Origin of the sequence: Hydrogenovibrio halophilus DSM 15072, assembly GCF_000384235.1 — a bacterium.
Lineage (GTDB): Bacteria > Pseudomonadota > Gammaproteobacteria > Thiomicrospirales > Thiomicrospiraceae > Hydrogenovibrio > Hydrogenovibrio halophilus.
This window is the reverse complement of sequence record NZ_KB913033.1, coordinates 296,249-312,641: the sequence shown is the minus strand read 5'-3', so window position 1 is coordinate 312,641 and position 16,393 is coordinate 296,249. Positions and strand designations below refer to the sequence as shown.

The window sequence follows — 16,393 nt, the reverse complement described above, 5'->3', positions numbered from 1 at the left end:
TTAAATGATCGAAGCGAAAAAAGTCTGACTTGAGACAGTTTTTGTTCAATTTTGAGGCGAATAGCCTCACTATTTAACGAAAAATTGGACAAAAAATGGCCAAGCTCAGGATTTTTGCAGCCGATTGGCTTAAGTCCGGCAGGCTGCTGAGCCGACAATTTTGACACCTCTGTTTACATACTGTATTGTATTCCCACTTAATTTGAGGCGGTGTCGTGATTGGACCCAATGACAAAATCATCCAATTGACGACACCGACCCCGCCCTGTCAAGAGCATCGATTCTTGATTTTCCAATTTTCAACCAAGAGCGTTTATTTCGAGTGACTGAAGCGACGACACACCAGCAAGACCCAAATCTGGCGCAGGAAGCGCAAAAATACGACAATCCGATTCCCAGTCGTGATTACATCATTGAACGGTTGGAGGCGGTACAGAAACCTTTGCGTCTCAAACAGATCGCGGCAGAAATCGAGATCGACGAAGCGGACGAGGAACGTATGGAAGCTTTGTCGCGCCGGTTGAAAGCCATGGTGCGGGACGGTCAGCTACTGCGCAACCGGCGCGGTGCCTTTGGCCTGCTCGAAAAAATGGATCTGGTCAAGGGGCGGGTGCTGGGGCATCCCAACGGATTCGGGTTTGTGCATCCGGATGATGGCGGCTCGGATTTGTTTCTGGGTGAGCGTGAGATGCACAAGGTCCTTCACGGCGATCAGGTCATCGCGTCCGTGGTGGGAACCGACCGCAGAGGGCGACGCGAAGGCATGGTGGTTGAGGTGATTGAACACACCAACCAGGTGCTGCTCGGTCGCTTGCATTTTGAAGAGTCTTTGGCCTGGGTTCAGCCCAACAACAATAAAATTGCCCAGGACGTGTTTGTGCCCAACGATGGCTTGATGGGCGCCAAAGAAGGACAGATTGTCAAAGTCGAACTGATTCATCAGCCGACCAAGCGGGCCAGCGCCATTGGCAAAATCGTTGAGGTAGTGGGCGATTACCTGGCACCGGGCATGGAAATCGATGCCGCCATTCATGCGCACAATATTCCCGATGAATGGTCGCAAGAAGTGCTGGACCAGTTGAAGGAAATCCCGGACGAAGTGCAATCGGCGGACTTTGAAGGCCGCAAAGATTTGCGCAACCTGCCGTTGGTGACCATTGATGGGGCCGATTCCAAGGATTTGGACGATGCGGTCTTTGCCAAGCGACGCAAAAACGGTTGGCGACTGGTGGTGGCCATCGCCGACGTTTCGCATTACGTCAAGCCGGGCACGCCTTTGGATCAGGAAGCGTATGAACGCGGCAACTCGGTTTACTTTCCGCAAAAAGTGGTGCCGATGTTGCCGGAAAAACTGTCCAACGGGCTTTGTTCTCTGAACCCGGCCGTGGACCGTTTGTGTATGGTCTGCGACATGGCCATTTCCGATGAAGGCAAGCTGGAACGCACCCAGTTTTATGATGCCGTCATGAACTCCAAAGCCCGTCTGACCTACGATGGGGTCCATCAGATTGTGACCGATCCCCAGTCTGAAGCGCGCAAGACGTTTGCCGAAGTGGTGCCGCAGGTAGAAGATTTGCACAGCTTGTTCGAGATCATGCGCCAGGCGCGTGAAGCCCGTGGCGCGCTGGATTTTGACACCACCGAAACCAAGATGGTGTTTGACGAGCAGCGCAAGATCAAAGAGATTGTGCCGGTGCAGCGCACCGACGCACACAAACTGATCGAAGAGTGCATGCTGATGGCCAACGTGGCCACGGCTCGCTACCTGAAATGGCACAAAATGCCCATCCTGTTCCGGGTGCATGAGCCGCCTTCCGAAGAGCGACTGGACAATCTGCGCACTTTCCTGGCCGATTTCGGGTTGACGCTGGAAGGAGGCAACGAACCGACAGCCGAAGATTATGCCAAAGTGGCCGAAGCCGTTGAAGGCAAGCCGCACGAGCATCTGGTGAGCATGGTCATGCTTCGCAGCATGAATCAGGCGGTTTATCAGCCTGATAACAAAGGCCACTTCGGTCTGAATTACGAGCATTATGCTCACTTTACCTCGCCGATCCGACGTTACCCGGATCTGTTGATTCATCGCGCCATCCGTTTTGTGCAAACCAAACAGCCGGTGTCCGAATTCCGTTACAGCATGGAAGACATGGCTCGCATGGGCGAGCACTGTTCCATGACCGAAAGACGGGCGGACGAAGCCACGCGTGAAGCCGAAACCTTCCTTAAGTGCGAGTTCCTGTCGCACCGACTGGGCGAAGAATACGAAGGCGTGGTCGCCTCGGCCACCAATTTTGGTCTGTTTGTCGAGCTGTTGCCTTTGTATGTCGAGGGGCTGGTTCACATTACCGAACTGGGCGAAGACTATTTCCATTACGATGCCTCGCGTCACTGCCTCAAAGGCGAGCGTACCGGCAAGGTTTACCGCATCGGTGACCGGGTCAAGGTCCAGGTCGCTCAGGTCAATCTGGACGATCGCAAAGTGGACTTGCGTTTCCTGGCATCACTGGAAGACGCTTCCAAAAGTGCCAAGCCGGCGGCTGAAGAAACCGCCAGCGAGCCGGAGCCGTCCGAGTCGGCACCTGCGTCCGAAGACGAGACCGACAACAAACCGGCCAAGCCCCGTAAAAAACGCGGTGGACGCGGACGTCGGGGAGGACGTGGCGGTCGCAAAAAACGTCCGGCACCCAAGGAATGATTGCCTGATCGATTGTTTGTAAGCCCACGATTCCAGGCCTGGTTTTTACCAGGCCTGGTTATTTTTGATCCAACCCTTTGTTTCTGACAAAGGGTTTTGTTTATGAACGGATGACCCTAATGGCTTCCCAGTTGCTTTACGGCCTGCATGCGGTTGAGACGCTGTTGAAACAGTCGCCTCAGTCGATTATTACCCTGTCAGCCCAACCTCGTCCCAATGCCCGCCTCAAAAAGCTGTTGGATCAGGCGCAGGCGTTAGGGGTTCGTTGTGATGCCAATGGCTTCAAGCAGCAGGTGTCGCGTTTGCCTGGCGATGCGGTGCATCAGGGCATTGTGGCCGAAGTGGTCGCGAAAACGCCCACCACGCCTGCACAGTGGATGAAGCAGCTGGCTGAGTGCATCGAACAGGGTCAGGCACCGCTGGTGGTGTTTTTGGATGAGGTTCAGGACCCGCATAATCTGGGGGCCATTTTAAGGACGGCGGATGCCACAGGGGTGATGTCGGTGGTGATTCCCAAGCACCAGTCGGTCGGGTTGAATGCCACCGTTCGAAAGGTAGCCAGTGGTGCTGCCGAAACCGTGGATCTGGTTGTGGTGCCCAACCTGGCGCGTGCGATTGGTGAGGCCCGTAAAATCGGACTGTGGGTGACCGGTCTGGCGGGAGAAACCGAGCAGACCTTGTACGATCAAGACTTGACCGGTCCGACCGGGCTGGTGCTCGGGGCCGAAGGCAAAGGATTGCGACAGGGCGTGCGCCAGCAGTGCGACTTTCTGGTCGCCATTCCGATGGCGGGCCTGGTCGACAGTCTCAATGTTTCGGTTGCTGCGGGCGTGACCCTGTATGAGGCGGTTCGCCAGCGTCGGTCCTGATCCCCCGATCAAGCCAGGTAAATGTCTCCGTTTTCTTCTACTCGAATGGCCACAGGTTTGAGCGATTCGTTCAAGCAGGGGCCGTCCACGCATTCGCCGTTTTCAATTTTGAAAAAGGCGTCGTGCACCGAACACTTCATCGTTTTTTCAAACGGATTGACGTCCACTTTATAGGCTTCGTTCAGGGGCACATCCTGATGCGGGCAGTTGTTTTCATACGCTTTGATCCCATCGCCATCGGCAATCAGAATCACGGAATGGGCCAGTTTGGAGGCCGGAACAATGGTCACCTTGGCCTGGCTGATTGCGTGGCGGTTGGCCAGCGGCTTGGGGGATTCAATCGGGGCCAGCAGGTCGTCCAGACCGGCTTTCTGGCATTTGTGGGCTGCCAGATCCGAAGCCTTTTTGACGGCTTCGGCCAGAGATGCCTGACCGATCATGGCATCGATGAGCCCGGCATTGAACGTGTCGCCTGCCGCGAGCGTGTCCACCATTTGATCAATCGGATTGGCAGGCTGGTGAACGACTTGGGTTTCGCCAGCCGCTTTATACCAGGCCCCTTGGCTGCCCCAGGTGCAAACCAGATGCTGTTGTGTCAGGGAAGGGGCCAGGGCCGTTAACAGGGCGGCCCCGTCTTCGTAGCCTTTTGCCTGCGCATAATGGTGGGAAAAAATGACCAGATTCGCCTGTTCAAACACCGCCTCAATGCCGTCACGCGGTTTTTCCACTTCCAGGGAAATGGGTTGATGCGTCAAAAATGTGCGTGCAATGTTCAGCATCCCCGGCAGATGGGGCATGTTGCGGCCCTCAAAATGCAACCAGTCCCAGTTTTCAATTTCAACTTTGGCAAAAAAATCAAAACTGACTTCGGGCAGGTCTCGGTAATGGGTGATCGTGCGGCTGCCGGTTTCCCGGTTTCGCAGAATGTATGAGGTTGGCGTGGCCCCCTGCAGAAAACGTTGGGTGTGGGTCGCATCGATTCGTCGCGCTTCCAGTCCCTGTTTCAGCTGTCTGGCTTCGTTGTCACCACCGACGGACGTCACCAGGCTGGCTTTATGGCCAAGCTGGTCGAGCACATAAAGACTGTTGGCGACGTTGCCGCCCACTTTGAAGGTCCGTGTGCTTGCACGGATTTCCGCATCTTCCTGTGGGTAGTGCTCAGTGTCCAGAACAATGTCGAGCACACAGTTACCAATGCCGAGTATTTTTGCCATAGGTGGAATCCTCTTGTACGAGACCTTGATATCTGTTTCAAGGTTTGTATGCAAACAGAAAAATTGCGCCTATCTTAGCATAAGCTGGCGTTTGTCAAGGCTAGTGCAGAGGGAGAAAGCCGGGGTGAATAAGTTGAAAAAACACTTGACAGGATATTATGGGCGATTAGATTTTTTTGCTCACTTGTTTTATAGGGAGTCTATTTAAGTAATTGATAATGTTAGTTAAACATGATTTTTGTTTGGTGGCTTGTGCCTTCGATGTCATAAAATAGTCATCCACAGAACCTGTGGATAAGTCTGTGAATGAACCGTTTTAAACGTGGCTAAATCCTTTAATATCGTTGTGCTTTGATACATTGCTTAAATTTTAATCATTCTGAGCAAGAACCCCAATTTTCAAAAATGAAACGACCCGGTTGACGGCGGTATCTCAAAAAAACTTATTGGCAGATTAATTTTTCAAGGGGGATGAGCGACCAGGCTTCGCCAGCCGTTCGCTGGATTTTGGTATCATGGAGGAATGACCTATGGAGACTTCATGTGACTCGTCAAATGCCGAATCATTCCGCAAGCTGTGCTCAGTGCGCTTTGCAGGGGGTGTGCTTTGCCTCGAGTCTGTATGAGTCCGACTTCAGCCAGCTTGATCCGGTGGTCGCCCATTTGCCGTCGTTTATGAAAGGCGACAGTGTTTTTTCACAGGGCGACAACTTCCATCATCTTTATGCGGTCCGTGCGGGCATGGTCAAGGTCTATGCCTTCAATGAACGTTGCCAGGAAATGATTCAGGGCTTTTATCTTCCTGGGGACATTATCGGGTTGGAAGCCATCGCCAGCGGCGAACACGTGTTTAACGCGGTGGCCCTGGACACCACCACCGTCTGTGCTTTGCCCTACGCTCAACTGGGCGATCTGCAGAAAAAGGTGCCGGGCCTGATGGATCAGATGATCCGATTGATGAGCCAGGAAATTCTTTCCGGTCGGGTTCATGCTGGCATGTTGACCCAGAAAACGGCCGAACAACGTGTTGCCCAATTTTTCCTGAGCATGTCGAGTAAGTATCGGGCACGGGGATATGAGCATTTGCAGTTTCGGCTGAACATTTTGCATCGCGATCTGGCCAATTATCTCAACTTAACCCCTGAGACCGTCTCCCGCATTCTGGGCAAATTTCATCGCTATGGCTGGATGAGCTGGAAAAAACGCGAAGTACGCATTCACGAGATGGAGCAGCTTTGTGATTTTGTTGAAGCCGAAACCGCATGAGGCCGGGTCGAATTGATCGCGAAACAAGGCCGGTTTCATGTGATTTCAGTTGTTTTCCGGGACAGCTTTATGGTTGCCTCATTGTCTGCAAGTGAATTAGCTGGGCGAAAACTTTTATTCCCCCGATTTTTACTATAAAATTGTCTTATCTATTTCATCAGAAGCTGGGCAACGTCCTGTCTCGTGACTGATGGCGTGTAAACCCCTAATTTCTTAATCGATCAAGTGAGGACATACAATGACCGTTTCGACACTCAAAAAATTATTCATGGTCGCCTTTATGGGCGCTTTTCTGACAGCTTGCAGCAGCACACCCAAAACGGATGAAGCTTCTGACACCAGTGCAACCGAAACAGGTACGGCGTCTTCGGATTCGGTTCAAGACGAATCGGCTGGGGTGGCTGATCCGACTCCGACCACCCAGGAAACACAAGCCGATGCAGAAGCCGAATTGGAAGGCTTGCGTGTGCACTTTGATTTCGATAAGTCAGAAATCAAAAACGAATACTTTGCTGTGATCAAGCAGCAGGCCGATTTTCTGGCCAATTACAAAGACGCAACCGTGACGGTAAAAGGTTATTGTGATGAGCGTGGTTCACGTGAATACAACCTGGCACTGGGTGAGCGTCGTGCCAATGCGGTCAAGAATGCCTTGATGGCGGAAGGCGTCAGCTCAACCCGCATCAATATCATCAGCTATGGTGAAGAAAACCCAGTTGACCCGCGTTCCACAGAAGACGCCTGGGCCAAAAATCGTCGGGCTGAGTTTGCTTATTAAGCCATTAACGTTTTAAACCGTTTTTGCTTCAAGCCTTTTGCCTGTCCGGGCAAAAGGCTTTTTTGATTGTACCGCCACCAAAATCTCACCAGGATGATTTCATGACCAAACCGATTGAGCACTTTCTGAGCGATTACCAGCCTTTGCCCTTTGCCATCACCACCGTTGATCTGACCTTCGAACTGGACCCGGAGGCCACCATTGTGACCAGTGTGATGCGCTTTGAATCCGCACAGGCGGGGCAGAGCATTTCATTGGATGGTCAAGACCTGACGTTGGTGAGTCTGTCTCTGGATGGGGTGGCGCTGTCAGCGGCCGATTACGCACTGTCTGAGACCGGGTTGAGGTTCACTGCACCCAAACCGGTATTTGAGTTAACGGTGGTCACCGAAATCGCTCCGCAGGCCAATACCGAACTGGAAGGGCTTTATCGCAGTGGCGGCAATTATTGCACCCAGTGTGAAGCAGAGGGCTTTCGCCGTATCACCTATTTCCCGGATCGACCGGACTTGCTGGCGGTATACACCACTCGGATTGTTGCGCCCAAGGAAGGGAACCGTTTTTTGCTGGCCAATGGCGATCTGGTCGAGCAGGGCGAGGTCAATGCAACCCACCATTTTGCCGTTTGGCATGATCCCTTTCCCAAACCCAGTTATCTGTTTGCGCTGGTGGCGGGGTATCTGGAAAGAATTCGCGACACTTTTGTTACCCGAAGCGGACGCACCATTACGTTGGATTTGTTTGTGGAGCCACAAAACAAAGACCAGTGCGATCATGCCATGGCCTCATTGAAAAAAGCCATGGCCTGGGACGAGCGCCGTTTTGGGCTGGAGTATGATCTCGATACTTATATGATCGTGGCGGTGGACGATTTCAATATGGGGGCAATGGAAAACAAGGGGTTGAACATTTTCAATTCCAAGTTTGTGCTGGCCCGCCCCGACACCGCCACCGATACCGATTTTGAAGGCATTGAATCGGTGATTGCGCACGAATACTTTCACAACTGGACCGGCAACCGGGTGACTTGCCGCGACTGGTTTCAGCTGACGCTGAAAGAAGGGCTGACCGTTTTCAGGGATCAGTTGTTTACTGCCGACATGCTCTCTCCGGCGACCAAACGCATTGAAGACGTCAAACGTCTGCGCAGTCACCAGTTTGTCGAAGACGCCGGGCCCATGGCCCACCCGATCCAGCCTCAGTCCTATATCGAAATGAACAACTTTTACACCCTGACCGTGTATGAAAAAGGGGCCGAGGTGGTACGCCTTTACCACACGCTTCTGGGGGAGGAAGGCTTTCAAAAGGGCATGCGCCTGTATTTCGAGCGTTTTGATGGTCAGGCGGTGACGGTACAGGATTTCCGTCAGGCCATGGCGGACGCCAATGATGTGGATCTTTCAGCGATGCATCAGTGGTACGTTCAGGCTGGCACGCCACGTGTACAGGTAGAAACGCGCTATCACCCCGAGACTCAGCAGTTGACCCTGTTTTGGACCCAGTCCAATCCCAAAAGCGATTCGCAACCGCCCTTGCCGATTCCGGTCGGGTTGAAACTCTGGTACCCGGACGGGCAGCCTGCTCCGATGCAACCGCTGGCCGAATGCCGAGAGGCACTGTTGGAAACCGAAAAAGGCCCGGTGTTTTTGCTGGACCGGCATCAGCAGACGCTGGTGTTTGAAGGTCTGACTCAGAAGCCAGTGGTGTCGATGCTGCGCGATTTTTCGGCGCCGGTGATCCTGAGTACCGAGCAATCCGATGAGGCGTTGAGCCGGTTGGCCCGTTTTGACGACGATCCGTTTGTGCGCTGGGAGTCGATTCAGACCCTGGCGCTTAAGACGCTGATGGCAGCGGTAGACGCCGTGCAGGCCGATGACACGCCTGTGATCCTGCAACCGGCTTACGAACAGGGGGTAGCGGAGGTGTTGGCGCAAGTTTCGCTGGACAAGGGGCTCAAGGCGCTGGCTTTGACCTTGCCGGATCTGGATTACGTGTGCGAACAGTATGACCCGGTGCCGGTGGATGCGATCTGGCAAGCTTACCAAAAAGTCGAGCAACGGCTGGCCGAGCGATTTGAATCCGATTGGCGGGCCTTGTTTGACCAGTTGGATGAATCCGTGCCTTATGCCTATGACGCCCAGGCCATTGCCCGGCGCAAACTCAAGCAGGTCTGCCTGCATTATCTGTCGTGTCTGCCTGATGGACCGGATGTGGCCAGTCAACTGTTCGATCAGGCAGGCAATATGACCGACACGCTGGCGGCTTTGCAGGCACTGAACCACTATCCGCAACGCGCTCAGCCCATGCAGGCGTTTTATGAGCGCTGGCGACACGAACCGCTGGTGTTGGATAAATGGTTTGCCTTGCAGGCACGCAGCCGTCATGGCGATGCCATTGACAATGTGCGTGCTTTGCTGGCCCACCCCGACTTTCATTATCAGACGCCCAACCGTGTGCGCAGTGTGCTGGGGGTGTTCGCCCGGCAGAACTTTTTTGGCTTTCATGCCAGCGACGGTCGTGGCTATCGACTGCTTGGGGAACAGATTCAAAAGCTTGACCGTATCAACCCGCAAATAGCGGCCAGACTGACCGCACCACTGACGCAATGGCGGCGTTTGGCTCCGCCGAGAAACACTGCCATGCAGGGCGTTCTGACAGACCTTCTGGCACAGGAAAGGCTTTCCAGTGACGTCTATGAAATTGTCTCCAAATCGCTTGCGCCCGTCTAGGGGAGCCCGGCTTATGCCAGCCTGTTTGAAGGGGTTGGTCATGCTGTGTCTCTGGGCGTTGTCGTGGGGGACGGCTGTGTCAGAAAGTGTCGAGCCCCCTGCGGATGACTTGCAGACCATTGACGCGGAAATAGCACTGCTCAAGGCCCAGCTGGCCTGGGAGGAAAAGTCGGTTGAACGGATGGCGCAGGCTCTGACCACTTTTCGCGATCATGCCAAAGCCACCCAGTTGCCGGTGTCCATGACCCAGCGTTACCGGCAGTTGCGCCATCGGTTGGAACAATTGCGTCAATCGAATGAGCCTGTTTCGTCTCGTTCCGACCAGACTTTTGTCTATGACCCCACCCGGACTTTGCTGCTGTTGCCGATGAGTGGCGATTTTGCCCAGGCCGGGCAGGCGGTCTATGACGGCATTGTAGCAGCGCGGTCAAAGCAGGGCGTGAATGGAGAGCTGGAAGTGGTCGATACCGCTGTGTTCGACCAGCCTGCACAGCTGACCGATTGGGTATCCATGCGCGACCCTACCCTGATCATCGGCCCTTTGCGCGCCTCTCTGGTGGATCAGGCCCTGCAGTGGAACCAGCGCATTCCGATGCTGGTGCTCAACACGCCTTCCACTGATCACCGTTTGCCGTCCTCGCCGCCGGAACATGTCCGAGTGTTGTCTCTGAGCCTAGATAAGCATCGGTCACTGCAGCAATTAACTCTGGAGACCGGTGCGCAACATCCCTTGATTCTGTGGCAGAAAAAACCGGTTAACGCGGCGTTAAAAACGCATTTTGACCAGGCCTGGTTAAAACATCAACTCGAAACCCCGGAAAGGGTCCTTGGTGTCCGATTGACCCAGCAGGTGTTTGAACGCTCAAGCCAACGCAGCCTGGTCAAAGCGCTGAATGTGCGTCTTTCCCAGAGCCGGGCCGGCTGGCTTTCCCGTACCCTTGACCGTTCTCTGGCGTTTGAGCCGCGCTCGCGTGCAGACATCGATACCGTGATCACAGTGAGCGACTCGGACCATGCGATTCAGGTGTCTCCGCTTCTGAATTATTTCGGGCGTCCCGACCTGACCCATTTCTGGTTGCCATCGCCCTTGCCGACCGTGTCAGAATTTCGACAAACCCTTCCCGACTGGCAGGCCACTTCGGCCATTCTTCCGCCTTTCTTTGCCCGTTCTGTGCAGCCAAAGCCGCCTGATGCAGTGGATCAACACGAAGTTGGCACTTTTTATGCTTTGGGTGAAACCGTGGTAACGGTACTTAAGCAGGGCATCCACCACAACCAGGCGTTGATTGCGACGCCATTGGGTGCTTTGAAGCGGGATCTGAATGGCCAGTACGCTTTTGAATCCCAAGCGTACTGGCTGGACAAAGGTGTTTTCGAAGCCTTTCGTCCCTGATTGCCGCCTTAACCCGAATGTCTTATGAATTTGTGTTGAGATTGCGCTGGAACTTGTTTTCACAAGGAAATTTTCGAAGAAGTGTCGTATCAAACGATTACGACCGACTGAGAAAATATTGCTTGTGGAATCAAGGGGCAAGCAAGGTCGGTGCAAATTCATGAGACGTTCGGGTTGAGAACATACTAACGTTGATGAACCCAAGGATAGGCGAGTGGCGCAAGAAGACAACAGCATTGATCCCAATGATCTCGACAGCATTGACGCCCTGCTCGACGAAGCCGAGCTCGATGCGGTAACCGCCGAAGAGAACAGTGGTCCGGATGCATCGGAAGAAGACGCCGAGTCTGCACCACAGGAGTTGGATGATCTGCCGCCTGAGCCCGAACCGGAACCCGAGCCTGAGCCGGAAACCCCGGAAGAGGCACCGGAACCCCCCGCTGAGCCAGAACCAGAACCAGAACCCGCGCCCGAAGAAGAACCGGAAAGTCCGCCGCCCGAGCCGGAAGAGGACGTGATCAATGACATTCCCGATCCCGATGCCTCGGACGATGCCGCCCAACAACTCCTTGATCGCCGGGCGGCCCGACAACAACAGCAGCAACAGCAGACCAATTCAACATTGACGGTGACCCAGATGGAAGAACTCAAAAAACTGATCATAATTTTCGGATCGATCATTCTGGTACTGGTGCTGGTGGGCATTGGCATTGCCACCTGGGGCGCTTTGTCTTCCGGACAGGGATTGAGCGAAGAGGCACAGAGCAAGATCGAAGACATTCACACGGCGGCAGGCGAGACCCTGATTGCCGGCAATACCAATAAAGAAACGATCGAAGGGCTTGAGAAAAAAATCGACGCGGTCAGTTTTCAGATAGAACAATTGACGCGTGACGTCCTTGATGGCCAGCCGATCACAGCGCAAGGCAGCGATACGGACATGGATCTGGGTGCGGAAGCAGACAAAGCGGAATCAGACAAACAAGCTTCTTCTGACAAGGCGGGCGGTCGTTCACAATCCGTGGCTTTCAATCAGGATCAGTTGGATCAATTGACCGATCAGCTGACCCCCAAATTGACCCAGTCGGTGGACCGCATCAACTCTCAGGTTGTGGTCAGTCAGCGTCGGATTGCCGAAGTCAATCGACGGGTCAAATCGTTGCAAAGCGAGTACAAACAATTGATGCAATCGGTGAAAACCATTGAGAAAAACCAGATTCAGGAAAAAATCAAAGCGGTGAAAGCCAAAGAATCGGAACAAGCGGCCGATAAAAAGAGCAAACAGAAGCCAAAAGGGCTGAATGACCCCAATCTGCCGCCGGAAAGCTATGAATATCATGCGCCAACCAGCCCGTATTTTGACGGCATGAACTAAGGCGACAGCCAGGAGAAACGCTGATGAGGCATTCATTTTTGAGCATTGTGACGGGATTGATGGTCGCATTGGGTTTGCAGGGGTGTTCACTGACACCGCCTGAGCCGAATGTGCTGTTACCTGCGGCCGTCATTGTCGGGGCCTATAAATTGCATGAGCACAACCAGAAAACCACCTATTATCGACCGGATTATTATCAGACGAGTCAACTGGGCCAGTCTTCCGACGCAGGTGAGACGTATCGCGTTGAACAGATGCGCTGCCAGAAAACCCCCAGCGCTTGCGACACAACGTCGGCCGGGCAATCCTTTCAGAATTCCGGCAAGCGCCTGAGTTCTGAAAAAGATGTGAACGACATGTTTGAACCGGTGAGTTTTTAAAACAGAGTATTTACAGGAGAGACGTCATGAAACAGCCTATTTTGATCGCAACCACACTGGCGGCCAGTCTGTCGTTGATCGGTTGCAGCCAGCAGCCGGTACAGCCAGCTTCTGCGCAGCCTTCGGATCGTGAAATTCAACAGCAGATCAACGCTGCCGTAGACCAGCGTATGCAGGCCATTGAGGCCGAGCAGACCAAGTCTGACGAGTCGGAACAAAAAATGTATCAGGTGCCAAGAAGCGCGGTGGAGCCGGAGTTGATCAAGGTGAGCGGTGTGGGCTATGGTGCTGAGAGCACCTACGAAGGGTTTACCGATGGTCAGCGCCGTCTGATGGCGATTCGTTCCGCCAAGCTGGATGCCTACCGTTCACTGGCCGAGCAGCTCAATGGGATCAAGATCGATTCCAACACCACCATCGCGACCTTGACCGCCCGCAATGACAATTTTCGCGCCCGAGTCAATTCCATGGTGCGCGGCGCGCGAGTGGTCAGTGTGACCCCGATGGCCGATCAGAACTACGAAACCGTGTTGGAAGTCTACATTGATCGCAGCTTCTTTGAAAAAGCGTTTGTTTACAGCAGCAACGAAGAAAAGCTGAGCATGACCACAGAAGAACTGTGTGACCAGATCAACTGCAATGCATTGAGTCGCAAGCGCTGAAATCGCTCCGAATCAGACGATGAAGCTTGAGGAGAGATCATGAAAAAGAAAACGTTGGTGGTGGCCATCGTGTCGGCGATGTTTGGCTTTCAGAGCATTGCTGAGGCGGCCAGCATCAGTACACGTGTTCGGATTCTCGAAAGCAAGGTTCAAAAGCATGCCCAGTTGTTGGAACGTCAGCAGAAACAAAACCAGCAGTACCAGCAGCAGATGCAGCAGGGCTTGAACGAAATGCGGGCACTGAAAAAAGAAATGCAGGCCAAGCTGGAGGAAGAGCCAGACGCATCGAAACGTCTGCACACCGGTAATGCGCCTTTGCGCTATACCTATCCTTGATTCACAAGCCACCTGCAAACCATTCAAAATAAGTAACCCGCTTTTATGAGCGGATGGAACGCTCCTGAAACAAAAAAAAGCGCTGTGAAAGCACTTTTTCTGTTTCAGACAATCCTGCCGGTATTTCGGGTACGACAATGTCAGCGGGTGCCGGTATTGCCATCATTGTGTGCGTACTCGATTTCCTTGCTCTGGATGAAATAGACCAGTTTGCGCCGGTCTTCTTCCGTCATGTGTATGTATTCCAGAGCAATGGTTTTGCTGCTGGGGTTTTTGCTCTCAGGAATGATTTTGACAATCTTGGCCCGAACCAGAATCGGCGCTTCATCGGCCAGGGGTTGCAAAAGCAGATCCACCATATCGGTTTTCTGCACCTCATCCTGAACCTGGAAGGCCATGCCTCCGGCACTCAGATTGACCATGCGTTGAGGAATGGCCGCCACCAGCTGTTTCTGGTCGATGGTTTGCAGCATGAAATTGATTTTGTTGTTGAGCGCGCTCAATGCCGTCGCCACCAGCGCACTTTTCTGGCCGATTTCACCGATGACATCCTGAATTTGCTGTTCCAGCTCTCCGAAGTCTTCCAGGAAATACCGCTCTATGTAATTGGCATCGGGGTGAGCGGGGATGGGGTTTTGTTCGGCGGATTCGGCCGAAATGATGCGGTAGCTGCAGGGCAGCATGACATCAATTCGATAAAAGGATCGGCTGTTTTGTGAGTTCATGCGAGTCTCTCTGATTTTTCCGATGGGGACATTATGACGGAATTCACAGCAATCACCAAGCCAAATGGCGGGTTGTGATCGGACTTTTGACGGTTTTTTGACCAGGCCTGGTCAAATCAGGCTTTGCCCAGAGAGTGGTTGCCCTGAGAATGGGCAGACTTCTGGCCTTTCGGGTCATAGGTTTGGGACGTGCCGGGTTGACCGACCAGAGCCGAGATCAATCCGCTGTTGAGATTGTTGAGGGCCTGAATCGTCATGCCATTGCTCAGGTTGAGCCGGTAGCATTTCTGTGCCAGTCGGTCGGCTTTGCTCAACTGGTTCTGTAAAGCTGTGGGCAGTTGCTTGAAAACTGGCGACTCGATCAGGGTCTGAAGGCTGCTGTCCTGATCGGGCGTCAGCAGGTTGGTGAGGGTCTGGTGGGCCTGTTCCAGCGCGGTTAAGGTGTCCGCCTTTTTTGCGGACAGTTTTTCCAGCGCTTCCGGGTCATCCGATTTCAGTTGATCGGCTTCCTGTTGCAACAACGCATAAAAGCCCCCAAGTTGCGCGGTCAGAGCAGTCAAAGAGTCGGTCAGAGTCTGCTTGTCCTGGGCGCTGAATTGGTGGGCCTGCTGTTGCATAGTAATTTACCGTTTATAACCGTTAAGAGGTCATCGATTGACAGTCATGGCCTGCTCAGCGTGGGCTGAGCATGTATTCGGTGTCCATCAGTTTGCTGGCAACCTGGTCTGCGTCAACCTGATAGCGGCCTTCCTGGATCGCGGCTTTCAGTTGGGCGATGCGCTCACTGTTGTCGACTTCGGTGGACTGCACTTTGCCTTCCAACTCTTTGACCTGCGTGGACACACCGGTCAGTGTGACTTTATCGGAGGCTGTGGTGGAAGATTCATTTTGTGCACTGTTTGTGCTTTGACGTGCGGCATTCGACTGGTTGTCCAGACGATTGTTGCTTAACACATTCTGGTTGAGACTTTTAATATCCATGACCGACTCCTGAATTTCTCAATATTTTAAGCCTTTGGGGCTAACTCTACAATTCTTATCGGCCGTTCCCGCCAAACTTTAAGTTTTTTCCTCGTTTTTTTGCCGGTTACGGCACCTTGACTGTGTTTGGAGCAATAACTATGCCTTTTATCACAGTATCGGATGACAGGTTGCGCACAGGCACTTGTTGGTGCAAGGTGCCGTCTTTCAAAGCCATGCCGGCAGACTCGACATGGATGTTGCCGATTTCGGTCACGATGTTGACGGGTTGGTCTTCAAATACCAGGTAGGGCGGTTGCAACTGGCGGGCGGTCAAGGTTGAGTCGGGGCCGATGGCGCGTTTGGTGCGCATGCCGATCACGGTCTCGAGATCCACAATGGTATTGCGGCGTACCCGGTTGTAGGGAATGTAGTCGATCTTGACGTCCTCTTTGCCAATGACCGCCTGCTCGAGAATGGAGCGGGTGGTTTTGACCACCGGCAATTTGCCTGTGATTTGAGCGGTGACGTAAAATTGCCACTGAGGCTCTTCGCATCGTACTTCGTAGGTTTTCCGCCCGGATTTTTTTTCCGGTCGGCGGTCGCGGATGGTGATCTCACTCTGACAGCGTTTCAGCTGCAGGCGGCTGGAAACTTCGTTGATTTCGATTTTGGCCTGATGCAAATGCCCGTCCAGCTTGTTTTCGATGTCCTGACGGATGGTTTGGTAGATACGCGAAAAGTCCTGAATCGACTCGTGATTGTCCGAATTGGCAAAGGCCTTGCTTGGGGTGATGGCAATCGACATCCCAAAGCTGATTACGAGGCTGATAACGACTGTCAGCATAAACGGTATGACAGCATTGACGGGGAAAGACCGAGAACCTAGACGCAGCATGCGTGTCCTTTTGTGCAAGCAAATGGAGACAAGCGTTTTTGTCTCGACTCAATTGCGTTATATTATCGAACTATCGGAACGATTCCAACTCCGTCGGCGACGGACCCTGGACT

At 53.3% G+C, this 16,393-nt stretch carries 15 protein-coding genes; 10 read left to right on the top strand and 5 right to left on the bottom strand.

Features of this window, described 5'->3' with window-relative positions:
* The first annotated feature begins 322 nt into the window (after window positions 1–322).
* Window positions 323–2,695 carry a ribonuclease R gene (rnr, locus tag A377_RS0101540; protein WP_019894338.1) on the top strand — a complete coding sequence of 791 codons (2,373 nt, stop codon included), beginning with the start codon at window positions 323–325 and terminating at the stop codon, window positions 2,693–2,695.
* A gap of 119 nt (window positions 2,696–2,814) precedes the next feature.
* Window positions 2,815–3,564, top strand: coding sequence for a 23S rRNA (guanosine(2251)-2'-O)-methyltransferase RlmB (rlmB, locus tag A377_RS0101535; protein WP_019894337.1), 750 nt, complete (start codon window positions 2,815–2,817; stop codon window positions 3,562–3,564).
* Window positions 3,565–3,572: 8 nt separating this feature from the next.
* On the opposite strand, the gene A377_RS0101530 is transcribed toward rlmB, so the two are convergent.
* Window positions 3,573–4,778, bottom strand: coding sequence for a PfkB family carbohydrate kinase (locus A377_RS0101530; protein WP_019894336.1), 1,206 nt, complete (start codon window positions 4,776–4,778; stop codon window positions 3,573–3,575).
* Between the two features lie 543 nt (window positions 4,779–5,321).
* Between A377_RS0101530 and A377_RS0101525 the strand changes: the two genes are divergently transcribed.
* The 8 genes from A377_RS0101525 to A377_RS0101490 all read left to right on the top strand — a co-directional run bounded on the left by A377_RS0101525 (window position 5,322) and on the right by A377_RS0101490 (window position 13,697).
* Window positions 5,322–6,044 (top strand): helix-turn-helix domain-containing protein, encoded by a 723-nt coding sequence (locus A377_RS0101525; RefSeq protein ID WP_245546750.1) that lies wholly within the window; start codon window positions 5,322–5,324, stop codon window positions 6,042–6,044.
* Between the two features lie 238 nt (window positions 6,045–6,282).
* Window positions 6,283–6,822: a peptidoglycan-associated lipoprotein Pal gene (pal, locus tag A377_RS0101520; RefSeq protein WP_028485170.1), complete on the top strand. Its 540-nt coding sequence runs from the start codon at window positions 6,283–6,285 to the stop codon at window positions 6,820–6,822.
* Window positions 6,823–6,923: 101 nt separating this feature from the next.
* Window positions 6,924–9,551 carry an aminopeptidase N gene (gene pepN, locus A377_RS0101515; protein WP_028485169.1) on the top strand — a complete coding sequence of 876 codons (2,628 nt, stop codon included), beginning with the start codon at window positions 6,924–6,926 and terminating at the stop codon, window positions 9,549–9,551.
* A 40-nt stretch (window positions 9,552–9,591) separates the two neighbouring features.
* Window positions 9,592–10,944 (top strand): penicillin-binding protein activator, encoded by a 1,353-nt coding sequence (locus A377_RS0101510; protein WP_157760672.1) that lies wholly within the window; start codon window positions 9,592–9,594, stop codon window positions 10,942–10,944.
* Window positions 10,945–11,158: 214 nt separating this feature from the next.
* Complete coding sequence (locus tag A377_RS13050) at window positions 11,159–12,319, top strand: hypothetical protein (protein ID WP_019894331.1); 1,161 nt, start codon at window positions 11,159–11,161, stop codon at window positions 12,317–12,319.
* Between the two features lie 23 nt (window positions 12,320–12,342).
* Window positions 12,343–12,699 carry a hypothetical protein gene (locus A377_RS0101500; protein WP_019894330.1) on the top strand — a complete coding sequence of 119 codons (357 nt, stop codon included), beginning with the start codon at window positions 12,343–12,345 and terminating at the stop codon, window positions 12,697–12,699.
* Between the two features lie 26 nt (window positions 12,700–12,725).
* Window positions 12,726–13,361, top strand: coding sequence for an LPP20 family lipoprotein (locus A377_RS0101495; RefSeq protein ID WP_019894329.1), 636 nt, complete (start codon window positions 12,726–12,728; stop codon window positions 13,359–13,361).
* 39 nt (window positions 13,362–13,400) lie between these two features.
* Window positions 13,401–13,697 (top strand): hypothetical protein, encoded by a 297-nt coding sequence (locus tag A377_RS0101490; RefSeq protein ID WP_019894328.1) that lies wholly within the window; start codon window positions 13,401–13,403, stop codon window positions 13,695–13,697.
* A gap of 140 nt (window positions 13,698–13,837) precedes the next feature.
* Here the strand turns inward: A377_RS0101490 and A377_RS0101485 are convergent, their stop codons facing one another.
* The 4 genes from A377_RS0101485 to flgA all read right to left on the bottom strand — a co-directional run bounded on the left by A377_RS0101485 (window position 13,838) and on the right by flgA (window position 16,190).
* The gene (locus A377_RS0101485; RefSeq protein ID WP_019894327.1) at window positions 13,838–14,422 is read right to left on the bottom strand and encodes a PilZ domain-containing protein; all 585 of its coding nucleotides are present in this window, start codon (window positions 14,420–14,422) and stop codon (window positions 13,838–13,840) included.
* Window positions 14,423–14,538: 116 nt separating this feature from the next.
* The gene (locus tag A377_RS0101480) at window positions 14,539–15,039 is read right to left on the bottom strand and encodes a flagella synthesis protein FlgN (protein WP_019894326.1); all 501 of its coding nucleotides are present in this window, start codon (window positions 15,037–15,039) and stop codon (window positions 14,539–14,541) included.
* A 55-nt stretch (window positions 15,040–15,094) separates the two neighbouring features.
* The gene (flgM, locus tag A377_RS0101475; protein ID WP_019894325.1) at window positions 15,095–15,403 is read right to left on the bottom strand and encodes a flagellar biosynthesis anti-sigma factor FlgM; all 309 of its coding nucleotides are present in this window, start codon (window positions 15,401–15,403) and stop codon (window positions 15,095–15,097) included.
* A 106-nt stretch (window positions 15,404–15,509) separates the two neighbouring features.
* Window positions 15,510–16,190: a flagellar basal body P-ring formation chaperone FlgA gene (gene flgA / locus A377_RS0101470; RefSeq protein ID WP_019894324.1), complete on the bottom strand. Its 681-nt coding sequence runs from the start codon at window positions 16,188–16,190 to the stop codon at window positions 15,510–15,512.
* Window positions 16,191–16,393: the final 203 nt, after the last annotated feature.

Bases quoted from the DNA above. Each gene is read 5' to 3' on its own strand.
- A377_RS0101495 (WP_019894329.1), top strand. From the start codon at position 12,726: ATGAAACAGCCTATTTTGATCGCAACCACACTGGCGGCCAGTCTGTCG.
- A377_RS0101490 (WP_019894328.1), top strand. From the start codon at position 13,401: ATGAAAAAGAAAACGTTGGTGGTGGCCATCGTGTCGGCGATGTTTGGC.
- A377_RS0101510 (WP_157760672.1), top strand. From the start codon at position 9,592: ATGCTGTGTCTCTGGGCGTTGTCGTGGGGGACGGCTGTGTCAGAAAGT.
- pal (WP_028485170.1), top strand. From the start codon at position 6,283: ATGACCGTTTCGACACTCAAAAAATTATTCATGGTCGCCTTTATGGGC.
- A377_RS0101485 (WP_019894327.1), bottom strand. From the start codon at position 14,422: ATGAACTCACAAAACAGCCGATCCTTTTATCGAATTGATGTCATGCTG.
- rlmB (WP_019894337.1), top strand. From the start codon at position 2,815: ATGGCTTCCCAGTTGCTTTACGGCCTGCATGCGGTTGAGACGCTGTTG.
- pepN (WP_028485169.1), top strand. From the start codon at position 6,924: ATGACCAAACCGATTGAGCACTTTCTGAGCGATTACCAGCCTTTGCCC.
- A377_RS0101500 (WP_019894330.1), top strand. From the start codon at position 12,343: ATGAGGCATTCATTTTTGAGCATTGTGACGGGATTGATGGTCGCATTG.
- flgA (WP_019894324.1), bottom strand. From the start codon at position 16,190: ATGTCGATTGCCATCACCCCAAGCAAGGCCTTTGCCAATTCGGACAAT.
- flgM (WP_019894325.1), bottom strand. From the start codon at position 15,403: ATGGATATTAAAAGTCTCAACCAGAATGTGTTAAGCAACAATCGTCTG.
- A377_RS0101530 (WP_019894336.1), bottom strand. From the start codon at position 4,778: ATGGCAAAAATACTCGGCATTGGTAACTGTGTGCTCGACATTGTTCTG.
- A377_RS0101480 (WP_019894326.1), bottom strand. From the start codon at position 15,039: ATGCAACAGCAGGCCCACCAATTCAGCGCCCAGGACAAGCAGACTCTG.